This window comes from Blautia sp. OF09-25XD, from assembly GCF_003482095.1.
In the GTDB taxonomy this organism is placed as follows: domain Bacteria; phylum Bacillota; class Clostridia; order Lachnospirales; family Lachnospiraceae; genus Fusicatenibacter; species Fusicatenibacter saccharivorans.
Genome location: NZ_QUMG01000003.1, coordinates 105,038 through 130,289, shown reverse-complemented (window position 1 = coordinate 130,289; position 25,252 = coordinate 105,038). Strand labels below are relative to the sequence as shown.

The window sequence follows — 25,252 nt, the reverse complement described above, 5'->3', positions numbered from 1 at the left end:
CATAGATTTTGTGATTTGAAACATTCACCGGGCAGGAAGAGGTGGATTTAAGCATGATATTTCCGGAAGTGTTCTATGACAGCAACGGATTCTGCACTGACAGGTTTCGGAACAGCGGACGGTTTTGCAAGAAAATAGCCCTGCAGGAGATCAACATCCAGTTCCAGTACCTTCAAAAGTTCAGCTGGAGTTTCCAGACCCTCGGCAATGATTTTCATGCCTCTTTGATGTGCATAGGAAACAATATTTTCTACGATCTGCTGCTTGTCCGGATCGGAGTCGATATCGCGGATGATGGAAAGATCCAGCTTGATATACGCCGGTGCAAGCTCCAGAAGCGTTTTTTCATTGCTGTAGCCGCTGCCGTAGTCATCCAGGGCAAATACACCGGAAAATCCCGGCATCTCACGTTTTTTCAACAGAGCTGTAAGATCCGGTGAATCCTCCTCTGTGATCTCGATGACAATCCGATCCTGAAGAAAGCTGTATTGTTCGACGTAAGCCACTGACTCATCGTGATTCATGTATTGGCTTGCAATCGAATTGACAAAGAGAAGCTCATCACCGCGTATCTGATGGGTGGAGAGGAATGTGGCATAGGATTTTGCAGAGAGAAACATAGTCAGACGTTCTATTTCATGCAGGCACTCTTCCTCGTGAGCCAGCTGCAGGATCTGATCCGGACGAGTAAGTGCCGGGAGATTTCCGCGCATCAGCGCCTCGTAGGCGTAGATACTGCCGTCCGCAGCGGAAACAATTGGCTGGAAGTAATACGTAAACAGCTCTTCATTCAACATTTTATGGAACAGGCGGCGCATCTCGGTTTCCTTTGCGTTTTTTGTAAAAAGCTCCGGATCGAATTCGGTAATGTACCCTTTTTCTGCTTTCTTTACCTGGTACATTGCGAAATCCGCATATTTTTTCAGCGTAGACAGATCTGTACTGTTTTCCGGATACCAGGAAACTCCGCCGGAAAGGCGAAGGGGCAGTTTACGACCACTTGGCAGCTCCAGGGCTGTATTTGAAACCGCAAGGGAAAGATTCTGCAGAAGTGCTCGAATTTCTTCCTGCGATTGGTAGCCGTAGAACAGAAGATTAAATTCATCGCCGGAAATACGGGCACAGAGCGTTTTAGCCGGCACAGAGGAGATAAAACACTGTCCTGCCTGCCGGATATAGGCATCGCCCCAGTCGTGGCCGAAGGTGTCGTTGGTGCGTTTTAGATTGTCAAGGTCGATCATCAGAAGGGCAGCGTGACCGAGAACTTCCGAATGCTCAAAAAGAGCTTCACTTTCCCGTTGAAACGCGCGTCGATTGTAGAGACCGGTCAATGCATCGTAATCACGCTCGTGCTCTATGCGCTGCCGTTCCAGCATAACGGAGGTAAAATCTTCGACAAGTCCGATCTGCGCATAGCCCTCGCGGGAGGTCTCCATACGGATGTAGCGGATTGTTCCGTCAGAAAATGAAATTTCATACACCTTAGAATGCCCGACCCATACGGTATGAGAATGTGTCTGGTCAAATTCACGCAGCATCTGCTGGAAATACCGGGTGGAAAGCCCGGAGACATCTTCAGATGGAAGGTTGAGCATGGGAAAAAAGTTCTTTGTGACATAGACCGTGTTGAGATCAAAACGCATCTCATAGCCACCCAGTTCAATACTTGCCATTTCCATGATACGCAGGAATTTTGTGGAGGTTGTCAGAATAATGTGGATACTGCCGTCATCGGAAAAGTCATCTTCTTCCAGGTAATTGGGAAGATAGGCAGCCTTTTCTTTCTCTGTAAGATAAGGGGAAAGATCAACGACCTGTCCCATCTGCTCAAGCGTATAGGCGGTATCGGCGTAGGCGGAAAAAATATTTGGCATGGCAAGGGCACCAATCCTTCCTTTGGCGGCATCGAGAACATTTTTTCCCAGGTCATTGATGCTGCCCTGACTGGAGGCTTCGACCGTAATATGCTCTTTTTTTCCGATCGTTGTATTGAATTCCTCAACAAGACGTTCAAAGGAAGCTAACTGATCTCCGTTGTAATACGTCCATACGGTCAGCGTAACGGGTTTGTCGGAGGCGCGGCATCCGCCAAGAAGCGATACAGCGAGAACAGAACTCAAAAGAAAGGTTGTGACTTGATTTGAAAGAATTATAACATAAAGGAACAGGAGCCGCAATCGAAATTAAGCCGTGGAACAGAAAAGTTGTTACAGTTCACTGGTTCCCAGCGAACTGTAACATTCGCAGCCCTCATTTAAAGTTTTGCTTCGCAAAAGGAGGGCTGCTCACGCCTGAATCACTTTCTTACGCAGCGAAACAGCAAGTGTTTCACTGCTGAGTGAACAGTAACGAAAAGTTACCTGTTGTTTGCCGGGTACCGGTGAAGTGTAATGCAGCAGGAAAGAATCCGGTAAAGGAAAAAAGCTCCGCCGGAAAAAAAGGTGGTATTTCCGGTGGAGCTCTGTGAAAAAAGTGATCAGAATTTTACTGATGATAATAAGAGAGGAAGTCGGTGATCTTTTCAACCGCATCCTTTAAAACTTCAATTCGCGGCAGGTAAACAACGCGGAAGTGATCCGGCTGTCCCCAGTTGAAGCCGCCGCCGTGGACGATCAGAAGTTTTTTGTCGCGCAGCAGATCGAGAGCAAATTTTTCGTCGTTTGTGATATTGAACTTTTTCGTGTCAATTTTCGGGAACATGTAGAACGCAGCTTTTGGTTTGACTGCGGTGATACCCGGAATATCGCAGAATGCCTTGTAAACGTATTCGCGCTGCTCGTAAATCCGTCCGCCCGGAATGATGTAGTCGTTGACACTCTGGTGGCCGCCAAGAGCGGTCTGGACAACGGACTGTGCCGGAACATTGGAGCAGAGACGCATGTTGGAGAGCATTTTGAGCCCTTCAATATAGTCCTTTGCGATAGCTTTATTTCCACTTAAGATCATCCAGCCGATACGGAAGCCTGCGATCATGTGCGATTTGGAAAGACCACTGAAGGTGACACAGAACAGATCCGGTGCGAGGGATGCAATAGAAACATGCTCGAGACCGTCCATGACGAGCCGGTCATAAATTTCATCGGAAAAGATGATCAGCTGATGTTCTCTGGCAAGCTCGACAATCTGCTGCAGTACCTCTTTCGGATAGAGTGCACCGGTCGGGTTATTCGGATTGATGATAACAATCGCTTTTGTGCGGTCGGTGATCTTCTTTCGCATATCATCGATGTCCGGATACCATTCGGACTGTTCGTCGCAGATGTAGTGGACGGCTTTTCCGCCGGCCAGCGTTGCGCAGGCAGTCCAGAGAGGGTAATCCGGGGATGGGATGAGGATTTCATCCCCGTCATCCAGAAGAGCGGACATACAGAGGTTGATCAGCTCACTGACGCCGTTTCCTGTATAAATATCATCAATAGAAACATTTGGCAGTTTCTTTAACTGTGCGTATTGCATGATTGCTTTTCTTGCGGAGAAAAGTCCCTGGGAAGGAGAGTAGCCCTCACAGTCGGTAAGCTGATGACTCATGTCGTAGATGACCTCATCCGGGGTACGGAAACCAAAAGGAGCCGGATTTCCAATGTTCAGCTTCAGAACCTGCGTGCCGCACGCTTCCATGCGGTTGGCTTCTTCTACGACAGGTCCGCGGACATCATATAAGACATTGTCGAGTTTTGATGATTTTTTAAATTCTCGCATAGGGGAACCTCCTGTTTTTTTCTGGGAAAGAGAAGCAGCAGATGGATCAGAACAAGATTCTGTCGAATCAGAAACCGTATCTGCCGTATAGTTTACTGTGGAATCTTTTGCAAGCAGCCAGTCGGGATCGACCTGGAGCACATCGGCCAGAAAGTGAAGAATGTCGGAGCGCGGAACCGTTTTTCCGCTGACATACTGGCTGACATGGCTTTTTCCAAGCTTCACACCGCGCCGCTGGGCCGCTCGGATCAAATCGACCTGCTTGAACTGTTTCGCCTGCATGGCCAGTTTCAGACGGTCGGAAAAGGTTTCATTTGTCATAGAAAATCTCCTTAAGATAGAATACAAAATAAAAAAAAAGTTCAAAACTGTGCTTATTGTAGCATGGACAAGAAAAAAGTTCAATAGAAAAACTGAAAATTGTAAAAATGTTGAAAAGTTCAAAATTAAAGCGAAACAAGTTCAATTATAATATTGTCTATTCTGTACAGGTAAAGCGTTAAACCTTGCGCATTTTGCAAATTGACAAACGATGAGATTTCGGTAGAATAAAAAAATAGGATGTTATGCGTTTCTGTTGGGATCCGCCAACAGAAACGAGAGTACATTGGGAGAAAAAGGGAGGAAAATGTATGGGGGAAGGTCATAAAAAATTGAATATTTCCGACTGTATGGGACTTGCGATCGGACAGATCATCGGTTCAGGCATCATGGTATTGACAGGAATCGTCATCGGTCTGACAGGACACGGCATTGCCGCAGCGTTTATTTTAGGTGCCGTGCTTGCCATTATCACCTGTGTACCGTTCATCATCCTGACGTCCGCAATCCCGTCATCAGGCGCCGGCTTTACTTACATCCGACGATTGATGGGTGAAAAAGCCGGCTTTATGTACATTGCGATGTTTGTCTTAAGCCAGGTTCTGATCGCAACGTACGCGAAAGGCTTTGCAAGCTATTTCTGCTCGATTTTTCCGCAGTTTGGCGAGTCGGCTGTCGCAATGGCAGCACTTGTAATCTGTACCGCTGTCAATCTCATCGGACTGAAATCGAGCGCACTGGTGCAAAAGGGCATGGTTGTGCTGCTGCTTTTAAGCCTGTTCTTATTTATTGTATTCGGGTTGCCCAAAGTAAGCTGGGATGCCCTGACACCGACGGTATCCAACCTGATGCCGAACGGTCCGAAGAACTTTTTCACAGGCGTGGCACTTTTGAGTTTTGCGTGCGGAGGCGCAAAATTCGTTGCGGAGAACGGAGACGATATTGTGGAGCCGTCCCGCACGATTCCAAAGGTTATCGTGCTTTCCACGAGTATCGTTGCTGTATTCTATGTGCTGATCGGTATCGTGGCAGGCGGCGTGCTTCCGGTCGAAACGGTTGCATTTCAGAATCTGACGCTTGTCGCACAGGAGATTTTTCCAACCTGGATGTACCTGTTTTTCGTGTTCGGTGGTGCCGTATTTGCGCTGCTTACCACCCTGAACGGAACCTTGAGCTGGGTGACAAGAGGACTGCAGGCTGCCGCAAACAGGGCTGGCTGCCGGAAAAAACCGCGGAGGAGAATAAAAACGGTGTTCCGGTGATCCTTCTGATGGTCTTTTTCCTGATGGGCGCTATTCCGATTCTTACGGGAATGGATCTGACATTGATTTCAAACATGGGTGTCGGAACCGATATGGTGACGGAATTTATGGTACTCCTGGCCTGCTGGCGTCTGCCGGATATCTTCCCGGAAGAGTATCAGAAATCTGCGTTTTGTATGAAAAAGCGGACACTTCACATTCTGCTGTTTTTCATCGGCATTCTGATGATCGGAACCTCGTATGTCAATCTGTCGGATCTTACGGTTCCCGCGGCGATCGCATGCGGCATCTATATTCTGGTGATGTTTGTTTACACGCAGGTCCGATACCCGTATGTGAAGGCAAAACAGGAAAAGAAAGAAGACAAATAAAGAAGAGAAATGGAGAAGAAACATGAGGGCAACAACAAAAGAGCAGGGCTTTTACAGCCAGATTTTTAAGCTGGTTCTGCCGATTGTGATTCAGAATCTTTTAAGCGCGGCAGTCAACTCTGCCGATGTCGTGATGCTGAACTACGTGGGACAGTCCGCTATTTCCGCGGTATCCCTGGCATCCAACTATGCAAATGTATTATTTATGGTTTATTACGGACTGGGAACAGGAGCAACACTTCTGTGTGCCCAGTACTTTGGAAAAGGCAATATGCGAGCAATTCAGACTGTCGAGGGAATCGCACTTCGATTCTCCGTCATCATCTCCGTCGTTGTGGCAGGAATTGCTTTTACCATGCCACAGATGATGATGCGTCTGTTTACAGATAATGCGGAACTGATCCGGATCGGTGCTTCGTATCTGCGCGTCATGGGTGTGACCTACCTGTGCTGGGGCATTACGGAGATCTATCTTGCGGTGCTTCGAAGCCTCGGCCGTGTGACGATCAGCATGGCGATGAATATGATGGCATTCGCACTGAACGTATTTTTCAACGCATGCTTCATTTTTGGTCTCTTCGGATTTCCGAAGCTTGGAGCAACCGGCGTTGCAATCGCAACGGCGATGTCGCGTGTCATTGAACTGATCGGCTGCGTGATTGTATCAATTATGAGTAAGGATATCAAGCTCGATCTGCGGTACATGTTCATCCGCAACAAGCTGCTGTTTTCCGATTTTGTGAAGCTGTCACTTCCGGCGCTTGGAAATGATCTTTCCTGGGGCGTTGCATTTTCGATGTATTCTGTGATCCTGGGCCATCTGGGAAGCGATGCGGTAGCGGCAAACTCGCTCGTTGTCGTTGTAAGAAATATCGGAACCGTGCTGTGCTTTGGTGTGGCAAGTGCAGGCGGTATTCTGCTTGGAAATGTTATGGGAGAAGGAAATCTGGAAAAGGCGAAGGAATATGCATCGAAACTGCTGAAGCTGACGGTTGTTACCGGAGCTGTGGGCGGACTGGTTGTACTGGGTATCACGCCGTTTGTACTGAAGTTTGCTTCTTTAAATGAGACCGCGATGCATTATCTGAAATATATGCTGCTGATTAACACCTATTATATTATGGGGACTGCCGTCAACACAACGCTGATTGCCGGAGTATTCCGTGCCGGAGGTGACACAAAGTTCGGACTGGTCTGCGATACGATTGATATGTGGTGCTACGCGGTGCCGCTTGGATTTATTGCAGCGTTTGTCTTCAAGCTTCCTGTCCTTGTGGTTTATTTCCTGCTGTGTACAGACGAGTTTGTAAAATGGCCGTGGGTTCTGAAACGGTATAAGAGCGGACTGTGGGCAAAAAACATTACGCGGGATCACCTGTTTGAGGATGAAGAAAAAGAATAGATGATATAGAAAAAAGACATCTGCAGGGATGAAAAATCACTTCGCCAGATGTCTTTTTCAAACACGCTCTAACTGTGCTGCAAGAGTCAAAGAAACAACAGCGGAAAGTCAGAATGGTTATAGCATAACGGATCGGAAACTGGTATGATCAGACCGTAAAAGGATAGTGCAAAAGTTTTAAAGAACGGTATATCCTTTGCTCTTTAAGCTTGCTTCTGTCTCGTACACATCCGGTACATGGAACACCATGATCGGGCAGCCGGACTCACGGTTGAAGGAGAGATAGATATAGTCGATGCTGATATTTGTCTCAAGCAGTGTTTTCAGAAGGGAATTTAAGTTGCCCGGCTGATCGACGACTTCAACACCGAGTACATCCGTCTGGCGTGTCATGTAACCGGCAGCCTGAAGCGCCTGCTCTGCTTTATCCGGATCGGAAACGACCATGCGGACAATGCCGTACTCTGCGCTGTCGTTGTTGACAGAACCTAAAATATTGACGTCGTTTTCAAACAGAATCTGTGTGATCTGCTGCATCGTGCCTTTTTTATTTTCTGCGAAAATAGAAAGTTGTTTTAACATAATGGGGGCCTCCTAAAATTGATCTCTGATTCCATTATACTGCCAAAATCAAACGCGTCAACGAATTTTGTAAAAGAAGACGAAAAAAAGGTAAAAAAGCGTATCGTTTACAGAAAATCAATAGAATAAAAGCATCAATATAAAGAAATAAAAAAAGAAATCAATGAGCGAAAAAAAGACAGAAAAGTCGGATAATAAGAGAAAATGCACAAAAATACAAATAAAAATATGAGAAAACGGGTGAAAAAACTTTTGCATAATGACGAAAAATGCGCTACAATATAAGCGCTATATGTGAATTTATTATTGGGAGGTATTAGAATTATGGCAACATTTTATGCATCAAAAACAGGAGAAGTATCTGCTAGAGAAAAAGAACATTCCGCGCTGGTACGTGAACTGGCCGGTGAGTGCATGACACTTCTTGAAAACGACGGAACCCTGCCGCTTGCCGGTGCAGGAAAAGTCGCAGTTTATGGTAACGGCGTCCGCCACACGGTAAAAGGGGGTACCGGTTCCGGAGACGTTAACACAAGAACGGTTGTTACGATCGAACAGGGCTTAAAAGAGGCCGGCTTTGAAATTCTGACTGGTAAATGGCTCGATGAATATGACAAAGTGCTTGCAGATGCGCAGGCTGCATATCAGGCAGAGCTGGCAAAAAAAGCAGAGGAGCTTCACGTTCCGATTTTTGCTGTTATGTTCTCGGAAGTATTTGCACAGCCTGATGTGCCGGTAATTACCGAAAAAGAGGACACCGATACCGCTATCTATGTTCTGTCAAGAAACTCCGGTGAAGGTGCAGACCGCTATAACAGAGCATGCGATTATCTGCTCGGCGAAAACGAGCTCGCTGACATTGCCTATCTGGCAGAGCATTATGAGAAAACAGTTTTATTTTGAATATTGCGAACCTTGTAGACACCACAGAGTTAAAGAAAATCAAAGGACTGAATGCAATTCTTCTTGCAGGACAGGCCGGAAATGCAACCGGAAACATCGTTGCAGACGTTGTTCTCGGAAAGAGCATCCCATCCGGAAAGCTGACTGATACATGGGCTGCTTCCTATGAAGACTATCCGTCCTCAAAAAATTTCAGCCACAACAACGGTGACACCAACGATGAGTATTACAGCGACGGCATTTATGTCGGCTACCGTTATTTTGACACCTTCAACGTAACCCCGAACTACTGCTTCGGCTATGGCAAAGGTTATACTGATTTTGAGACGGAAGTAAGGGACGTGGAGGCAGATGCCAAGAACGTTACCGTTACCGCATCCGTAAAGAATATTGGTGATACATTCGCCGGAAAAGAAGTCGTACAGGTTTACTATTCCGCACCGGATGGCACGATTGAGAAACCGTATCAGGAGCTTGGCGGCTTCGGAAAATCCGATCTGCTCTCGCCGGGTGAGTCCCAGACGATTACCATTTCCTTCCCGACAAAATCTATGGCTTCCTACGATGAGAAAAAAGCAGCATGGGTACTCGAGGCAGGAACGTATTACATCCGTGTCGGCAACAGCTCCAGAACAACGAAAGTAGCAGCAGCCTGAATCTCAAAGAGACCGTTGTTACGGTTCAGGGAAAGAATCTTTTCCCGGCAGATGACGCTCCACAGGAACTCTCCAAAGCAGGCGTAACACCATACAGCTATGAAGGTGAGGCAGAAGAAAAAGCAGCTGCAAAACAGATTGAGATTTGTAGTAAATGCATCAAGACAGAGACCGTTATCTACAGTGGAACACCGGAAGCATTCCCGGTTTATGAGGGAGAAAAGCTGACTGCGGCAGATGTAAAGAGCGGAAAAGCGACGTTAAAAGATCTCGTATCGCAGCTGACCGTAGAAGAGATGGCTGCCGTTTGCAATGGTACGGCAGACGGCCTCGGACAGGAAGGCTTTATCGGATCTTCTTCCGATATGGCGCCTGGAGCAGCGGGAGATACAACTTCCATTCTTCTGGAGGACAGAGGTATTTACAATACGATTCTTGCAGACGGTCCGGCCGGTCTTCGTCTGATTCCGCACTTTGTCGTTGATGCAGACGGAAAGATGGTATCCTCCGGAAATCCTCTGGAAGATGCGTTTAACAAAAATGAAATCGAAGTTCCGGAAGGCGGCACGGAGTATTTCCAGTACTGCACCGCAATCCCGGTAGCAGCGCTTCTTGCGCAATCGTGGAACATGGATCTGATCCGGAAATGTGGTGATATCGTCGGAAAAGAGATGGAAGAATTCCACATTTCTGTATGGCTGGCACCTGGCATGAACATTCACAGAAATCCGCTTTGCGGAAGAAATTTCGAGTACTACTCGGAAGATCCGCTGGTGGCAGGTATGTGCGCCGCAGCCGATACCAGAGGAATCCAGTCCCATGCCGGAATCGGAACCAGTATCAAGCACTTTGCAGCCAACAACCAGGAAGACAACCGTATGTACGTCAATGAGCACATCAGCGAGCGCGCAATGCGTGAAATCTATCTGAAGGGCTTTGAAATCGCAGTCAAGACAGCACAGCCGATGACGATCATGTCTTCCTACAACCTGGTAAACGGTGTACATACTGCCAACAGCCACGACCTTCTGACCGCAGCAGCAAGAGATGAGTGGGGCTTCGCAGGTTATGTCATGACCGACTGGGGAACCTCAGAGGACATGAGCGGATTGTTCGCTTACAAATATAACCTGAAATACGGACATTCCACTTCAAGAGAGTGTGTTCTTGCAGGAAACGATCTGCAGATGCCTGGCCAGCAAGGAAACCGTCAGGAAATTGTAGCATCTGTTGCAGACGGAACTCTGCCGCTTGGACAGCTTCAGACCTGTGCGTACCGTATTCTGAATGTTGTTCTGCAGTCCCTCGCCTATGATGACTGCAAACCATATGGTGATCAGTTCGATCTCGAAGAGGCAGTTACCGTTACAAAAGCATAAAAAATCAAAAAAACATAGAAGCAGCCCCGCAGACCTTTACCATAAGGCTTTGCGGGGCTGCTTTTTGTACGGTCAAAGGAGCAAGGCTGTGACTGCAAGAGATAAGCGATTTCCGCAATCTGCAAGCCCAGCTTGGTGGCATAAAATGTAAAAAGCTCACGAAAGAACTGTAAAACTGGAGAAAAATACAGAATAAAATCGGTAAAAAAATAAAAAATAGTGAAAAATGCACAAAAAGATTGTCCATAGAGCAAATAGTGTGTTATAATGAATGCATCTATTAAAACAGGGGGATAGATTATGGCAAAAGAAATGATAGCAATGCTTCTTGCCGGAGGTCAGGGATCTCGCCTTTATGCGCTGACCGAGAAGCTTGCAAAACCGGCAGTTCCATTTGGCGGAAAATATAGAATCATCGATTTCCCACTTTCTAACTGCGTAAATTCCGGAATTGATACCGTAGGTATTCTGACACAGTATCAGCCAATGGTGTTAAATGAGTACATAGGAAACGGCCAGCCGTGGGATCTGGACCGCCTCCATGGAGGTGTTCACGTGCTGCCTCCTTATCAGAAAGCCTCAGGTTCTGACTGGTATAAAGGAACTGCAAATGCCATCTACCAGAACATTCCATTCATCGAGAGCTACGATCCGGAGTACGTCATCATCCTTTCCGGAGACCAGATCTGCAAACAGGACTACAGCGATTTCCTCCGCTTCCATAAGGAAAAGGGCGCAGAATTCAGCGTTGCGGTTATGGAAGTGCCGTGGGAGGAGGCATCCCGTTTCGGACTTATGGTAGCAGATGAAAATGACAAAATCACCGAGTTCCAGGAAAAACCAAAACAGCCGAAATCCAATCTGGCATCCATGGGTATCTACATTTTCAACTGGGATATCCTGAAAAAATATCTGATTGAGGACGAGGCAGACCCGAATTCTTCGAACGATTTCGGAAACAACATCATCCCGAATCTTTTAAAAGACGGACGCAATATGTACGCTTATCACTTCAGCGGATACTGGAAAGATGTAGGAACCATCTCCTCTTTGTGGGAGGCAAATATGGAAATCCTCGATCCGGAACACAGCGGAATCAACCTGTTTGACAATGATTGGAAGATTTACAGCCGAAACAGCGGAAAAACAGGCCATAAGATCACCGAAACCGCTGTTGTGGAAAACTGTATGATCACCGATGGCTGCCGTATTGCAGGTCATGTCAAACGTTCGATTCTGTTCTCTGGTGTAAAGGTTGCAGAGGGCGCAGAAGTAGAAGATGCCGTTATCATGGGAGGAACCGTGATCGAATCCGGAGCAGTCGTGAAACACTGTATCGTTGCGGAAAACGTTGTGATTGGCCAGAATGCGTGGTAGGAGAAATGCCGCATGACGGTGAAAAAGGTGTTGCCACCATCGGATCCGGAATCCATATCGGTGAGCGTGCCAAAGTAGGACCAAATGCAATGGTAAATGCAAATGTAAAGGATGGTGAAGAAGAATGGTAAACGCAAATGCAGATGCACTGGGCATCATTTTCCCAAACAGCTATGATGATCAGGTACCGGATCTGGTAAACGAGCGTCTGATGGCCTCCATTCCTTTTGCCAGCCGTTACCGCATGGTGGACTTTATTTTATCCAGCATGGTAAACTGCGGAATCGGAAATGTATCCATTATCGTCCGTAAAAATTACCATTCGCTGATGGATCATCTCGGCTCCGGACGTGAGTGGGATCTTGCCAGAAAAAAAGGCGGTTTAAATATTGTTCCGCCTTATTCTGAGAAGAAGATTCAGGTGTATTCCGGAAGAGTGGAAGCACTGGCAAATGTTCTCGATTTCCTGAAATGGCAGAAAGAAAAATACGTTGTTATGGCGGACACCAACATTGCCTGCAATTTTGATTTCAAAGAGATGCTGAATCAGCATATCGAAAGCGGCGCAGATGTTACTGCTGCTTATACCAAACAGCCGATTCCGGAAGGCGTCAGAAGCTCTTACGAGAAAACCAATTATCTGCACTACACTTTCTCCATGGCAGGACAGAAGATCAGCAAGATCTTTGTAAACTCGGAGGAAAACGGAGTACAGAATGTATCGATGAATATCTACGTGATGGAGCGTCAGCTTCTGATCGACGAAATCAAAAAAGGCTTTGTACTTGGAAATAAATTCTTTGAGCGTGATGTCCTGGCACCACAAACGGAGAAGCTGAACATTCAGGGATATGAGTTTACCGGCTATCAGGCAAGAATTGATGATATGAAGAGCTATTTCGATGAGAACATGAAGCTTTTAAAAGATGAAAATCTGGATAGCCTCTTCTTGGGAAACCCGATCTATACTAAAGTCCGCGATGACAATCCGACCCGTTATATCAACGGATCAAAAGCGAAAAACGTGATGGTAGCAGACGGCTGTGTGATCGAAGGCGAAATCGAAAACAGCATTTTGTTCCGTGGTGTCAAGGTAGCCAAGGGAGCAAAAGTAAAGAACTGCATCCTGATGCAGGATACCGTGATTGAAGCAGGCGCTGAGATTGAGTACGTTGTTTCTGATAAATACGTTACGGTATCTGAGGGAAAACAGCTCAAAGGAACCGATTCCTTCCCGGTATTTATTGCGAAGGATCAGGTGGTATAAAGAAAAGAATAGAATGAAATAGAAATACCGACTGCCAATGTAGAATATATCAATATTGATGGGCAGTCGGTATTTTTTGGAAAAATTCAGAGAAAAATAGTAGATTGAGTAATGCATCTGTGATATGGTAATAAAACAAAACAGTGACAGCCTAAGGAAGGGAAGATTCTTACCATAAAAATTCCCGGTTGTACAGCTTATGGTTACAGTACAGTCTGTTTTTAGGCTTTCAGCGTTGGCAGCTGATACTGTTTTTTCAGTTCTTTGTACTCTGACTCAAACTCTTCTTCTTTCTTCAGCGCATGCAGATATTCGTGTGTATCAAACGATCCGCTGTGGATCTGGCTGACGCAGACGGCAATGTTGGAGCAGTGGTCGGAAATCCGTTCGAAGTCGGTCATCACATCGGAAAGGATAAAACCAAGCTCGATCGTGCATTTTCCACTCTGGAGCCGTTCGATGTGGTGATTCTTCAGTCTGGAATTCAGGCTGTCAATCACCTGCTCGAGCGGTTCCACTTCATTTGCTTTTTTCACATCTTCATTATTGAAAACGGAGAAGGTCAGGCTGACAATATCTTTGACTGCTTTTCCATAAACAGCAAGCTCTGCGGCTCCGTCAGCGGAGAACTGCAGGTTCTTGTCATGCATTTCTCTTGCAGCTTTCATGATGTTGACGGTGTGATCGGAAATTCGTTCGAAATCGCCGATGCAGTGCAGGATCATGGAAAGTGTCTGGCTGTCCTTCGGGGAAAGCTTTTCACTGGAAAGCTTCACCAGATATGTGCCGAGGGCATCTTCAAAATGATCCACCTTTTTCTCAAGAATATCTACATTTTCCGCATCCGCCTCGTTGTAGGAGGCCATCAGGTCAACAGAAGTAACAAGACCGGTTTCGGTCAGTTCTGCCATTTTTGCGGCTGCAACTTTACACTGCTGCAGAGCAAAAGCCGGGCTGTCGAGGAAACGGGTATCGAGCATCTGAACAGCTTCGTCTGCTTTTTCTTCCGGTCCGTCCGGAATGGTCAGTTTCGCAAGTTTGACCAGTCCGTCTGCAAACGGGAACAGGATCAGTGTTGCGAAAATATTGAAGCCGGAGTGAACGATTGCGATGCCGGCTGCATTTGCCGAGGTTTCCAGGAATGGAAAATGTACAAAGGCATTGATTCCATAGAAGAGAACCAGGAAAAGAACAGTACCGATGATATTAAAATAAAGGTGAACCATTGCGGTACGGCGTGCATTGCGGCTTGTACCGATGGAGGAGAGCAATGCGGTGATACATGTACCGATATTCTGTCCCATGATGATCGGGATCGCTACGGCGTAGCTGACGGAACCGGTTGCGCAGAGTGCCTGAAGAATACCGACAGAAGCAGAGGAACTCTGGATCACGGCGGTCAGAATGGTTCCGGCAAGAACACCGAGCACCGGAATTGAGAATTTTACGAGAAGTCCCGTGAATTCCGGTACATCTGCGAGCGGTGATACAGCGCTGCTCATGGTGTGCATACCAAACATCAGAATGGAAAAACCGGTTAACAGAGTACCGACATTTTTCTTTTTATCGCTCTTTGCCAGCATCAGCATAAAAACGCCGATGATTGCAAGAATGGGGGAAAAGGACGACGGGTTCAGCATTTTAATGAATACATTGTCGCCCTGAATGCCGGTAAGACTTAAGATCCAGGAAGTGATGGTGGTACCGATGTTGGCACCCATAATGATGCCGACTGCCTGGTTCAGCTTCATGATGCCGGAGTTTACGAATCCGACAACCATAACAGTAGTTGCAGAAGAGGACTGGATAACTGCGGTAACACCGGCACCTAAAAGAACTGCCATAATCCGCTTTGAGGTCAGCTTTTCCAGCAGGTATTCCAGTTTACCGCCGGAAAGTTTGGTCAGGCCATCGCCCATGGCACTCATGCCGTATAAGAACATGGCAAGGCCACCGACAAAGGATAACACTCCAAAAATGTCCATAATTTCTCCCTTTACGTAATTTTCTTTTTCTTTTCGTGGTTTTAACAATAGATACACGTTTTGCAGGTCTTACTCGAGAAAAAACCTACATTTAGAAGATAACACATCTAAAAACAGTTTTGTGTTAAATGTATGTAAAGTTTGTAAAACGGTCAAAACAACTCAAAATCCGGTGCGGCACTGTTTTGTGCCGGTACCGGATCGTTTCTCGATTCCTTTGCATCCGAAAGAAGCTGCCACTCGCAGGATCTGCAGATGCGGGTAGTTTGGCTGAATATGATTTTCATAAGAAATCTTTTAATTTTTCCATGTTGTGTTCTTCAAATTTTCGCAGCTTATCCATCAGATCCCGGATTTTGGGATCCGCGTCCTCATACTGGCGGTACTTCTGGATTGCCTCGACGATGCCCATGCTGCTTCCGGTAATCAGCATGCTGGCAATGTGTGAGGCGGACGGATCCGTCATAGTCTGCAGGTTTATCATAAAATACGTGCGTGCTTTTTCCACTATACCAAGGCCTTTTTCATCGTAGCCGTGCTCATTCAGCAGCTCCTTTGCCGCCTGATGAAATTCTTCATAGCCCTGAAACTGGGTTTTCAGATGTTCTTTTAAGTCTTTGTCCTCAACGACTCCAATGAGCTGCCGGATCGTGTCGACACCCATCTGGGAGTTCTGGTAAATAAAGTTTAAAAGCTCTGCATCTCCACTCATCGTGCATCTTCCTTTCTTACTTTCTTTGGTGGTTTCATGAAAAAGTATTGCCGGAAATCGGGGCAAATATACCTGATTTGAATTGTAATTTTACCTGAAATCCATATTTCGTCAGCGACAGGAAAGGCGGCTGGCATTTGCTGACCACAAAAGATATGGTGCATTACGGGCCGGAGTCGGCGATTGGGATTCTGGGAGAAACGGGATCTGTCATCTGGGCAGATGGTCTCTTTTGAGAGAGTTATTCATTTGTGAACTTTTGCTTGCAGTTTTGCCGGAGTGTGGTAAAGTAGTAGAGGAGTTATATGAATTTCAGCGGGGGACAGAAAATCGGATCTGTCGTTCCGCGTTCAGAAAGAGGATAGAACATTATGCTGAAAAAAATTGGAAGAAATGATCCCTGCTGGTGCGGCAGCGGGAAGAAGTACAAAGACTGCCATCTGGCGCTGGATGAGAAAATCAATTCTTATAAATTAAAGGGATGGAAAATTCCGCCGAAGAAAATTATCAAAAGACCTGATCAGATCGATGGAATTCGTGAAAGCGGTCTTGTCAATATTGCAGTTCTGGATTATGTGGCCGAAAACATTCATGCAGGCATGAGTACGGAAGACATCGACCGTCTGGTCGCAGAAAAGACAAAAGAACTCGGCGGAATTGCAGCACCGCTGAATTATGAAGGATTTCCGAAGAGCGTGTGTACCTCCATCAACGATGCGGTATGCCATGGAATTCCGAATGAGGAGGAAATTCTGCAGGACGGAGACATCATCAACGTCGATGTTTCTACTATTTATAAGGGATATTTTTCCGACTCTTCCCGTATGTTCTGCATCGGTGAGGTAGACGATGTTTCAAAGAAGCTGGTGGAAGATACGTTAAAAGCCGTACAGCTTGGACTCTCAGAAGTACGTCCGTTTAACCGGCTTGGCAATGTCGGCGCGGTGATCAATGAATTTGCCCAGAGCCAGGGCTATAAAGTTGTCCGTGACATCGGCGGTCATGGCGTCGGTCTGGAGTTCCACGAGGATCCGTTCGTCAGCTATGTCACAAGACGAGATACCGGAATGCTGCTCGTACCGGGCATGGTATTCACCATTGAGCCTATGATCAATCTCGGAACCGATGAAATCTTCATCGACTCCGACAACGACTGGACCGTCTACACCGAAGACGGCGCACCGTCAGCCCAGTGGGAGGTTACGGTTGCGGTAACAGAAGATGGATATGAAATTCTGGCATATTAATTGACGCATAGAAAGATGAAAGCTGTGTCTGTGGAAGAACTATTTTCCGGAGACACGGCTTTTTTCTAAAGAGAAAAGGGAGAAATACGATGCAGGATTTGGAACTGGAGATGAGCCGGTGCCGGGTCTGTCCGCGGAAGTGCGGAGCGGACCGGGAGCATGGAAAGACGGGATATTGTAAGGCGCCTCCGGGGTTGCGGCGGCGCGGGCGGCGCTGCATTTCTGGGAGGAGCCTTGTATTTCCGGGACGACGGGGTCAGGGACGGTTTTCTTTTCCGGGTGCAATCTGCGGTGTGTTTACTGTCAGAACCATCATATTGCGGAAATGGAGAGCGGAAAAGTGATTTCGATCGGGCGGCTTTCGGATATTTTTCTGGAGCTGCAGGCGCAGAATGCGAATAACATTAATCTCGTGACGCCGAGCCACTACGTGCTGCAGATCCGGGAAGCACTTCTTCTGGCGAAAGAGAAGGGACTTACCGTACCGGTTGTCTATAACTGCGGTGGGTATGAGAGCGTGGAAGCCCTGCAGGCTTTGGATGGGCTGATCGATATTTACCTGACGGATTTTAAATATATGGTTCCCTCCCTTGCAAAAGCGTACTCGCGGGCAGAAGATTACCCGGAAACAGCAAAACGGGCGCTGGCGGAAATGGTGCGCCAGACGGGCGAGGCTGTATTCGATGAGAATGGTCTGATGAAAAAAGGTGTGATTGTGCGCCATTTATTGCTGCCCGGTGCTGTAAAAAATGCAAAAGCTGTGGTAAAATACGTCTATGAGACGTACGGCGATACCGTCTGGCTGAGCCTCATGAGCCAGTACACGCCGCTTCCGCAGGTGGAAAACATAAGTCCGCTGAACCGGAAAACGACAAAGCGGGAGTATGAGCGACTGCTGGACTATACGTTTTCCCTCGGCGTCACCAACGCCTTTTTACAGGAAGGCCCGGTGGCTGAGGAGAGCTTCATTCCGGAGTTTGATGGAAGAGGAATCTGACGTTATAGTTCACTCGTGCAAAAAGGAGCTTCGCAGCAGCAAAAAGCGCTGGAAGCGCGGTTTTGAGAATGCAAGCGAAACACATTTGTCTATGATTAAATATGACTAACTATATTGTTTTTAAGGAGGAAAAACTTTTGAGCAACGCAGTTGTAACACTGAAAAAAGGAGAGGGCCGCGCCTTAAAGCAGGGCGGAGCCTGGATTTTTGATAATGAGATCGCTTCGATTTTAGGAGCATATGAAAACGGAGATATCGTGCTGGTGCGCGACTTCGACGGATACCCGATGGGACGAGGTTTCATCAACGAGCATTCCAAAATCCGTATCCGTATGATGACAAGAAACATCGACCAGGAAATCGATGAAGCATTCCTGAAAAAAAGAGTGCAGGATGCCTGGGAATACCGCAAAAAAGTGACGGACACATCGAGCTGCCGCCTGATCTTTGGCGAGGCAGACTTCCTGCCGGGACTCGTAGTGGATAAATTCTCCGATGTGCTGGTCGTTCAGTCACTGGCACTTGGTATCGACAAAATGAAAATGACGATTATCCGCCTGTTGGAGGAGGTTCTGGCAGCTGACGGGGTTAAGATCCGCGGCGTGTTTGAGCGAAGTGATGCAAAAGTGCGTGAGCAGGAGGGCATGGAGCGTATGAAAGGCTTTCTCTCCGAGCCGTTTGACACCAGCGTGGAAATAGTCGAGAATGGTGTCCACTATCTCGTCGATGTCAAGGACGGCCAGAAAACTGGTTTCTTCCTGGATCAGAAATACAACCGTCTGGCTGTGCAGAAGCTCTGCAAGGACGCGAGAGTGCTCGACTGCTTTACCCATACCGGATCGTTTGCACTGAATGCGGCATATGCAGGAGCAAAGGAAGTCATCGGCGTTGATGCATCGGAGCTCGGTGTAGAGCAGGCACGGAAAAACGCAGCCTTAAATGGCCTGGAAAACGTAGCATCTTTCGTGTGCGAGGATGTCTTTGAACTGTTGCCGCGTCTTGAAAAAGAAGGTGAAAAATTCGATGTTGTTATCCTTGATCCGCCGGCTTTCACAAAATCAAGAAACTCCATCAAAAACGCAATCAAGGGATATCGTGAAATCAATTTGCGCGGCATGAAACTGGTCAAAGACGGCGGCTATCTGTGCACCTGTTCGTGTTCCCACTTTATGGACTACGAACTCTTCACGAAAACCATCAATCAGGCGGCTCACAACGTCCACAAACGCCTTCGTCAGGTAGAATACCGCACCCAGGCCCCGGATCATCCAATTTTGTGGGCGGCGGATGAGTCCTATTACCTGAAATTTTATAGCTTCCAGGTTGTGGATGAAAAATAGAAATTCTTCCTCTGCCGGAAGCGCCGAAACGGAGAATCGAAGTGTAAGAAATGGGAGGAATTGCCATATGACAGAACCAATACCCCATGCACAAAAGAAAAAGCACTCCCGCCAGATGGCCACAAGCTGTGAGTCGTGCGGCAATTTTGTGTATGATGATGAGTATGAGTGCTACACCTGCGAGGTCGATCTCGATGAGGATGAGATGGCACGTTTTCTGCAGGATAAATTTTACAACTGTCCGTACTACCAGCTCGGCGACGAGTATCGGATTGTGCGGAAACAGATGTAGGCAGGCAATGCGTCCGGTATATAAGGCTGCGGCGTTTGCGATAAAAACAAAAAAAGAACAGGAGGATTTTTACCATGAACAATGAAGTATTAAATGCAATCAAAACAAGAAGAAGCATCCGCAAATACAAAGCGGAGCAGATTACCGATGAGCAGCTCGATGCAATTCTGGAGGCCGGAACGTATGCGGCAACCGGCATGGGAAAACAGTCGCCGGTGATTGTTGTGGTACAGAAACCGGAGCTGATTGCAAAACTTTCGAAAATGAATGCGGCTGTTATGGGTACAACATCCGATCCGTTCTACGGCGCACCGACCGTTCTGATCGTGCTTGCTGACCCGGAGCGCGGAACTTATGTGGAGGACGGCTCTCTTGTCATGGGAAATCTGATGCTGGCAGCACATGCCGTTGGTGTGGATTCCTGCTGGATCCATCGTGCAAAAGAAGAGTTCGCGAGCCCGGAGGGAAAAGCCCTCTTAAAAGAGTGGGGACTTTCCGAAAATTATGTTGGAATCGGCCACTGCATCCTCGGTTATCGCGACTGTGAGTACCCGGAGGCAAAAGAAAGAAAAGCAGATTATATTGTAAGAGTATAATCATCTGCGAAAACGGCTCCGGGAGCGGCTGTGCGTTGAAAACACCCGCCCGGAGTCCATATTTTTAACCGAATCAAGCAAGTAGCGAAGCGGATTGCGAATATCCGCTTTGCTAGAGACAACAGAGGAACAGCCATGTATCGAATTATGATTGTAGAAGATGATGAAGTCATCGCCCGCGCCGTGCAGCAGAGCCTGGTTTCCTGGGGCATGGATGCGTTCTGCGTACAGGATTTTTCCGGCGTTCTCGCCGAATTTGCCGTGAAAAATCCGCAATTAGTGCTGATGGACATTCATCTTCCCTTTTTTAACGGATTTCACTGGTGCCAGGAGATTCGAAAAGTCTCTAAAGTGCCGGTAATTTTTCTTTCTTCTGCATCGGACAACATGAACATCATTATGGCCGTTAATATGGGCGGCGATGACTTTATCGCGAAGCCGTTTGATTTAAGTGTCCTGACCGCCAAAGTCCAGGCGATGCTCCGCCGCACCTACGAATTTGCCGGAGAAACGAATTTCCTCGAGCACCGCGGTGCCATGCTCGATACGGGAAGTGGTGTGCTGAATTACCGGGGAAAGCGGATTGAGCTGACAAAAAATGAGTGGCGCATTCTGCAGTCCCTTCTCGAAAATAAAGGAAAAGCCGTCAGCCGCGATATGCTGATGATGCATCTGTGGGAGTCGGACAGCTTTATAGATGACAACACGCTGACCGTCAACGTCACGCGCCTGCGGAAAAAACTGGAGGAGGCAGGACTTACAGACTTTATCCAGACGAAAAAGGGTGTCGGCTACCTGATCGCATGACGGAAGCAGAACAGGAGAAAAAGGATGGAACAACAGAAAGAGGGAATCCGGCAGGAGTTTATGCTTCTTAACTGGTATTTGAAAGAGCATCTTGCATCGGCCGTGCGGATTGCCGCTTTTATAGGAGTATTTTCACTTCTCTGTTTTCTGCGCAATGTGCCGCAGGATGTCACCGTTTATATGATCGTGCTGATGGCTGCTGTCGGAGCCGCAGGTTTTTGCTTTCATTATGGGAAGTACCGGAAACATCATCTGGTCTTAGCACTCCTTGCCGCCGAACCGCAGGGCAAAACAGAAGCGCTTCCGGAGGCGGACGGGCTTCTGGCGCGGGATTACCAGCAGATCATCGCATCCTACGAGCGGCAGTTTCAGGAAGAACAGATTAAGATGGAGCAGAAATACCGCGATATGATGGAGTATTACACGATGTGGACCCATCAGATCAAAACGCCGATTGCGGCGATGCGGCTGCTTCTGCAGGAGGAGGATACGCCGCTTTCGCGTGAAATGCAGAGCGAACTTTTCCAGACGGAGCAGTATGTGCAGATGGCGCTGCAGTACCTGCGCATGGAAAAAATGACATCGGATCTTGTCTTTGCAAGGTACGATTTGGATGCGCTGATCCGCCAGGCTGTGCGGAAATATGCCCCGCTTTTTATCCGCCGGAAAATTATCCTTTCCTACGAGCCGGTGCACTGCGAGGTGCTGACAGATGAAAAATGGCTCGTCTTTGTGCTGGAGCAGATTCTGTCAAATGCGCTGAAATACACGAAAAGTGGCAGCATTCACATCTATCTGTCACCGGATGCACCAAAAACGCTGGTGATTGAGGACACCGGCATCGGCATTGCGCCGGAGGATCTGCCGCGGATTTTCGAAAAAGGCTACACGGGCTGCAACGGCCGCGCAGACAAGCGGTCAACAGGCATCGGACTGTATCTGTGCCGCCAGATCATGGAGAAACTTTCGCATACCATCCGCATCGAGTCGGAGATGGGAGCGGGAACGAAGGTGTATCTTGGGCTGGATACTGTATCCCTGTAGTACATAGAGAGCTTCGCCGGGAATCTTACAGAAATGTAAGGTTGCCGGTATTTTTGTAAGATGATCCTAAGGCAGAAGAGGGCGCGGACGGGTATAATAAGTCTTGTCAATTAAGAAAACAGTTCAGACAGAAAGGAAAATGTGACATGGCAATTCTGGAAGTAGAACATCTGAAAAAAATATATACCACGCGCCTCGGCAGCAACCGGGTGGAAGCGTTGAAAGACGTTAATTTTACAGTGGAACGGGGCGAATTTGTTGCAATCATGGGCGAATCGGGAAGCGGAAAAACGACGCTTCTGAACCTGCTCGCGGCACTCGACAAGCCAACCGGCGGACAGGTGCGGTTAAATGGAAAAAATCTCGGCGAATTAAAAGAGAAGGAGATTGCCGGATTCCGCCGCGAAAACTTAGGTTTCGTGTTCCAGGACTTCAACCTGCTCGATACCTTTTCCCTGCGTGACAATATTTATCTGCCGCTCGTGCTGGAAGGAAAAAAATACGAGGAGATGAGTCTTCGGGCAGAGCCGATTGCGAAAAAACTCGGCATCACCCAGATCCTCAATAAATACCCATATGAGGTGTCCGGCGGACAGAAGCAGCGTGCAGCCGTTGCGCGTGCGCTGATTACCAATCCAGAGCTGGTTCTTGCGGATGAGCCTTCCGGCGCGCTCGATTCCCATGCAGCGGATGGCCTCATGAAACTGTTCGGGGAGATCAACGAGGAGGGCCAGACGATTGTTATGGTAACGCACAGTGTGAAGGCGGCCTGCTCGGCGAAGCGTGTGCTGTTCATCAAGGACGGCGAGGTCTTCCACCAGCTGTATCGCGGTTCTTTAGGGCGCGATGAGATGTATCAGAAGATCTCCGATACGCTGACAATTCTTGCGACGGGTGGTGAACGGGATGAATAATCTGCTGTATGCCAGACTGGCAAAAACAAATTTGAGCAAAAACCGTCAGAATATTCTTCCGTATCTGCTGTCATGCATCGGCACGGTGGTGATGTTTTTTATCATGGATACACTGGCGCAGGGAAGTGGCTTTGATTCCATGATCGGAAAAGATACGATCCTGACAGTGATGGGGATGGGAACCTATATCATTGGCCTGTTCGCGGTGATTTTTCTGATCTACAGCAACAGTTTTCTGACAAAAAGAAGAAAAAAAGAGTTCGGTCTGTTCCAGATTCTCGGCATGGAGAAAAAGCATCTGGCGAAGATCCTCTTTTTTGAGAGTCTGTATCTGTGGGCGGCATCGCTTGGAATCGGTATTCTGCTCGGTGTGCTGCTGTACCGCCTGCTGTTTCTGGTGCTGATGAAGCTGACCGGACTGAACGGAACAATTGGTTTTGCGTTCAGTGCAAAAGCCGTGGGAAGTACGATGCTGCTGTTCGGCCTGACTTTTGTGATCAATTTTCTCTTAAGCCTTCGCCAGATCCACGTCTCACAGCCGGTCGAACTGCTGCACGGCGGCGCGCAGGGTGAGCGGGAACCGAAAACGAAGCTTTTGACGGCGGTTCTTGGATTCATGCTTCTTGGTGTTGGCTATTATCTGGCTCTGACCAGCCAATCCTCGATGGACGCACTTGATAAGTTTTTTAATGCAATCGCCTTGGTTATGGTGGGAACGTACTGCCTGTTTTCTGCTGGAAGTATTGCATTTTTGAAAATTCTGAAGAAAAACAAGAATTACTATTACCAGACACGCCATTTTACAAGCATTTCGGGCATGCTGTACCGCATGAAGCAAAATGCGGTCGGTCTTGCGAATATCTGTATTCTGTCAACGGGTGTGCTTCTGGTTATCTCCATCAGCACATGTCTGTGGACGGGGATTGAGGAGGTTACCTATACGCGGTTTCCACATCAGATTTCGATCGAAGCAAATACTGGCGTGAGCGGCATTATGAAGACGGTGGAGCCGGTCAGTCAGAAGATGATAGAGGAAGTGAAAACTGGGATTGATCAGCATCTGGAAGAAAAGCAGCTCAGAAAAAAGTATGAAAGTGATCAGAGATACTATGTTATGCTTGCTGATGTAGATAGAAACAAAGTAGAAAAAACACAGTCAGATGATGCTGCGGCGAGTACACTGATAAAGATTATGGAAGAGTCGGAGTACAAACAGGTAACCGGCGAACAGGTAGAGCTGGAACCAGGGCAGGCTCTGGTTTTTCAGGAAAAACAGAAAAATTATGGATATGACACGATTGAACTGGGAAATCAGACGTATGAAGTAAAAAAATGGAATACCGATAAGAAATCGTACGTTCTGGATGAGAAGACGCAAGTGTATGAGACAATGACGGTGGTGACGCGGAACCATGAAGCAAAGGAAGCGTATGCAGCTGTGCAGGGAAAGGAGCCAGAAGGATACAGTTGGGAATATGCTCTGGATCTTATCGGGGATGCCGGCGAACAGATCACTGTTGGAAATGAGATTGAGACGATACTGACGGAGTCATCTTTTAACGGATGGGTGGAAGTGCGCGAAAAAGAGCGCAATACGGTTTACAGTCTGTATGGTTCACTTCTGTTTTTAGGTGTTTTCGTCGGTGCGCTGTTTTTGATGGGTGCCGTTATGATTATCTATTATAAGCAGGTTTCAGAAGGCTTCGATGACCGAAAACGGTTCCAGATTATGCAGAAGGTCGGCATGAGCCGCAAAGAAATCCGTCAGACGATTCAGTCACAGGTGGTAACGGTCTTTTTCCTGCCGCTCGCGGTGGCCGTGGTGCATACAATGGTAGCGTTTCCATTGACCAGGCGTATCATGGCAATGCTGAATTTCCCGGACAGCAATCTGTTCCTGGCTGCAACAGCGATTACGATTGCGGCGTTTGCCGTGGTTTACCTGATCGTCTATGTGCTGACGGCGCGGGCGTATTACAAAATTGTGGAATAAAAAGATGTACTTTTTTCAAAACATCAGCGCGGCTTTGAAAAAAACTTAACAAAAAACGATGAGAAAAAGACATCCGGCGCAGACGGAAAATCTGTGGAGGATGTCT

At 47.5% G+C, this 25,252-nt stretch carries 21 protein-coding genes and 1 pseudogene; 17 read left to right on the top strand and 5 right to left on the bottom strand.

The window, feature by feature from the left end:
• Window positions 1-47: 47 nt before the first annotated feature.
• Together DXA93_RS03815 and DXA93_RS03810 are read right to left on the bottom strand one after the other, a co-directional pair.
• A complete protein-coding gene (locus DXA93_RS03815; protein WP_118640206.1) occupies window positions 48-2,120 on the bottom strand; it encodes an EAL domain-containing protein in 2,073 nt (690 codons plus the stop codon).
• Between the two features lie 364 nt (window positions 2,121-2,484).
• Window positions 2,485-4,020 carry an aminotransferase class I/II-fold pyridoxal phosphate-dependent enzyme gene (locus tag DXA93_RS03810; RefSeq protein WP_118600571.1) on the bottom strand — a complete coding sequence of 512 codons (1,536 nt, stop codon included), beginning with the start codon at window positions 4,018-4,020 and terminating at the stop codon, window positions 2,485-2,487.
• 311 nt (window positions 4,021-4,331) lie between these two features.
• Between DXA93_RS03810 and DXA93_RS03805 the strand changes: the two genes are divergently transcribed.
• From DXA93_RS03805 to DXA93_RS03795, 3 genes are read left to right on the top strand one after another with little or no spacing between them, the layout of a single operon-like run.
• Window positions 4,332-5,282, top strand: coding sequence for an APC family permease (locus DXA93_RS03805; protein WP_158583260.1), 951 nt, complete (start codon window positions 4,332-4,334; stop codon window positions 5,280-5,282).
• A complete protein-coding gene (locus DXA93_RS03800; RefSeq protein ID WP_119207751.1) occupies window positions 5,279-5,653 on the top strand; it encodes a hypothetical protein in 375 nt (124 codons plus the stop codon). Before DXA93_RS03805 ends, DXA93_RS03800 begins: the two co-directional genes overlap by 4 nt.
• 22 nt (window positions 5,654-5,675) lie before the next feature.
• A complete protein-coding gene (locus tag DXA93_RS03795; protein WP_117814479.1) occupies window positions 5,676-7,055 on the top strand; it encodes an MATE family efflux transporter in 1,380 nt (459 codons plus the stop codon).
• 177 nt (window positions 7,056-7,232) lie between these two features.
• Here DXA93_RS03795 and DXA93_RS03790 read toward each other — a convergent pair whose 3' ends face one another.
• Window positions 7,233-7,637 (bottom strand): amino acid-binding protein, encoded by a 405-nt coding sequence (locus DXA93_RS03790; protein WP_117801750.1) that lies wholly within the window; start codon window positions 7,635-7,637, stop codon window positions 7,233-7,235.
• A gap of 324 nt (window positions 7,638-7,961) precedes the next feature.
• Here DXA93_RS03790 and DXA93_RS18280 point away from each other — a divergent pair, with 324 nt between their 5' ends.
• From DXA93_RS18280 to glgD, 5 genes and pseudogenes are all read left to right on the top strand, one after another.
• Window positions 7,962-8,540, top strand: coding sequence for a glycoside hydrolase family 3 C-terminal domain-containing protein (locus tag DXA93_RS18280; protein ID WP_256372632.1), 579 nt, complete (start codon window positions 7,962-7,964; stop codon window positions 8,538-8,540).
• Window positions 8,537-9,196 (top strand): glycoside hydrolase family 3 protein, encoded by a 660-nt coding sequence (locus DXA93_RS18895; RefSeq protein ID WP_256372631.1) that lies wholly within the window; start codon window positions 8,537-8,539, stop codon window positions 9,194-9,196. The genes DXA93_RS18280 and DXA93_RS18895 overlap by 4 nt, the downstream gene beginning before the upstream one ends.
• Entirely contained in the window at window positions 9,121-10,575 is a 1,455-nt protein-coding gene (locus DXA93_RS18270) for a glycoside hydrolase family 3 protein (protein ID WP_243109142.1), read from the top strand. Before DXA93_RS18895 ends, DXA93_RS18270 begins: the two co-directional genes overlap by 76 nt.
• Before the next feature lie 300 nt (window positions 10,576-10,875).
• A pseudogene (locus DXA93_RS03780) lies at window positions 10,876-12,083 on the top strand (glucose-1-phosphate adenylyltransferase).
• Window positions 12,077-13,219: a glucose-1-phosphate adenylyltransferase subunit GlgD gene (gene glgD / locus DXA93_RS03775; protein ID WP_055219498.1), complete on the top strand. Its 1,143-nt coding sequence runs from the start codon at window positions 12,077-12,079 to the stop codon at window positions 13,217-13,219. The pseudogene DXA93_RS03780 and the gene glgD overlap by 7 nt, the downstream one beginning before the upstream one ends.
• Before the next feature lie 221 nt (window positions 13,220-13,440).
• Here the strand turns inward: glgD and DXA93_RS03770 are convergent, their stop codons facing one another.
• Both DXA93_RS03770 and DXA93_RS03765 read right to left on the bottom strand, forming a co-directional pair.
• Complete coding sequence (locus DXA93_RS03770) at window positions 13,441-15,204, bottom strand: Na/Pi cotransporter family protein (protein WP_119207750.1); 1,764 nt, start codon at window positions 15,202-15,204, stop codon at window positions 13,441-13,443.
• Between the two features lie 283 nt (window positions 15,205-15,487).
• Entirely contained in the window at window positions 15,488-15,916 is a 429-nt protein-coding gene (locus tag DXA93_RS03765; RefSeq protein WP_055265297.1) for a hypothetical protein, read from the bottom strand.
• Window positions 15,917-16,287: 371 nt separating this feature from the next.
• Between DXA93_RS03765 and DXA93_RS03760 the strand changes: the two genes are divergently transcribed.
• From DXA93_RS03760 to DXA93_RS03720, 9 genes are all read left to right on the top strand, one after another.
• Window positions 16,288-17,163, top strand: coding sequence for a methionyl aminopeptidase (locus DXA93_RS03760; protein ID WP_022461385.1), 876 nt, complete (start codon window positions 16,288-16,290; stop codon window positions 17,161-17,163).
• A gap of 214 nt (window positions 17,164-17,377) precedes the next feature.
• Window positions 17,378-18,160: a radical SAM protein gene (locus DXA93_RS03755; protein ID WP_330427255.1), complete on the top strand. Its 783-nt coding sequence runs from the start codon at window positions 17,378-17,380 to the stop codon at window positions 18,158-18,160.
• Window positions 18,161-18,297: 137 nt separating this feature from the next.
• Window positions 18,298-19,500, top strand: coding sequence for a class I SAM-dependent rRNA methyltransferase (locus tag DXA93_RS03750; RefSeq protein ID WP_119207749.1), 1,203 nt, complete (start codon window positions 18,298-18,300; stop codon window positions 19,498-19,500).
• Between the two features lie 115 nt (window positions 19,501-19,615).
• Window positions 19,616-19,792 carry a DUF6472 family protein gene (locus tag DXA93_RS03745; protein WP_334295361.1) on the top strand — a complete coding sequence of 59 codons (177 nt, stop codon included), beginning with the start codon at window positions 19,616-19,618 and terminating at the stop codon, window positions 19,790-19,792.
• Window positions 19,793-19,866: 74 nt separating this feature from the next.
• On the top strand, window positions 19,867-20,388 hold the full coding sequence (locus DXA93_RS03740; RefSeq protein WP_022461381.1) for a nitroreductase family protein: 522 nt from the start codon (window positions 19,867-19,869) through the stop codon (window positions 20,386-20,388).
• Window positions 20,389-20,523: 135 nt separating this feature from the next.
• On the top strand, window positions 20,524-21,195 hold the full coding sequence (locus tag DXA93_RS03735) for a response regulator transcription factor (protein ID WP_022461380.1): 672 nt from the start codon (window positions 20,524-20,526) through the stop codon (window positions 21,193-21,195).
• Window positions 21,196-21,219: 24 nt separating this feature from the next.
• Window positions 21,220-22,239: a sensor histidine kinase gene (locus DXA93_RS03730; protein WP_226906369.1), complete on the top strand. Its 1,020-nt coding sequence runs from the start codon at window positions 21,220-21,222 to the stop codon at window positions 22,237-22,239.
• A gap of 146 nt (window positions 22,240-22,385) precedes the next feature.
• The gene (locus DXA93_RS03725; RefSeq protein ID WP_022461378.1) at window positions 22,386-23,153 is read left to right on the top strand and encodes an ABC transporter ATP-binding protein; all 768 of its coding nucleotides are present in this window, start codon (window positions 22,386-22,388) and stop codon (window positions 23,151-23,153) included.
• Window positions 23,146-25,146, top strand: coding sequence for an ABC transporter permease (locus DXA93_RS03720; protein WP_119207747.1), 2,001 nt, complete (start codon window positions 23,146-23,148; stop codon window positions 25,144-25,146). The genes DXA93_RS03725 and DXA93_RS03720 overlap by 8 nt, the downstream gene beginning before the upstream one ends.
• Window positions 25,147-25,252: the final 106 nt, after the last annotated feature.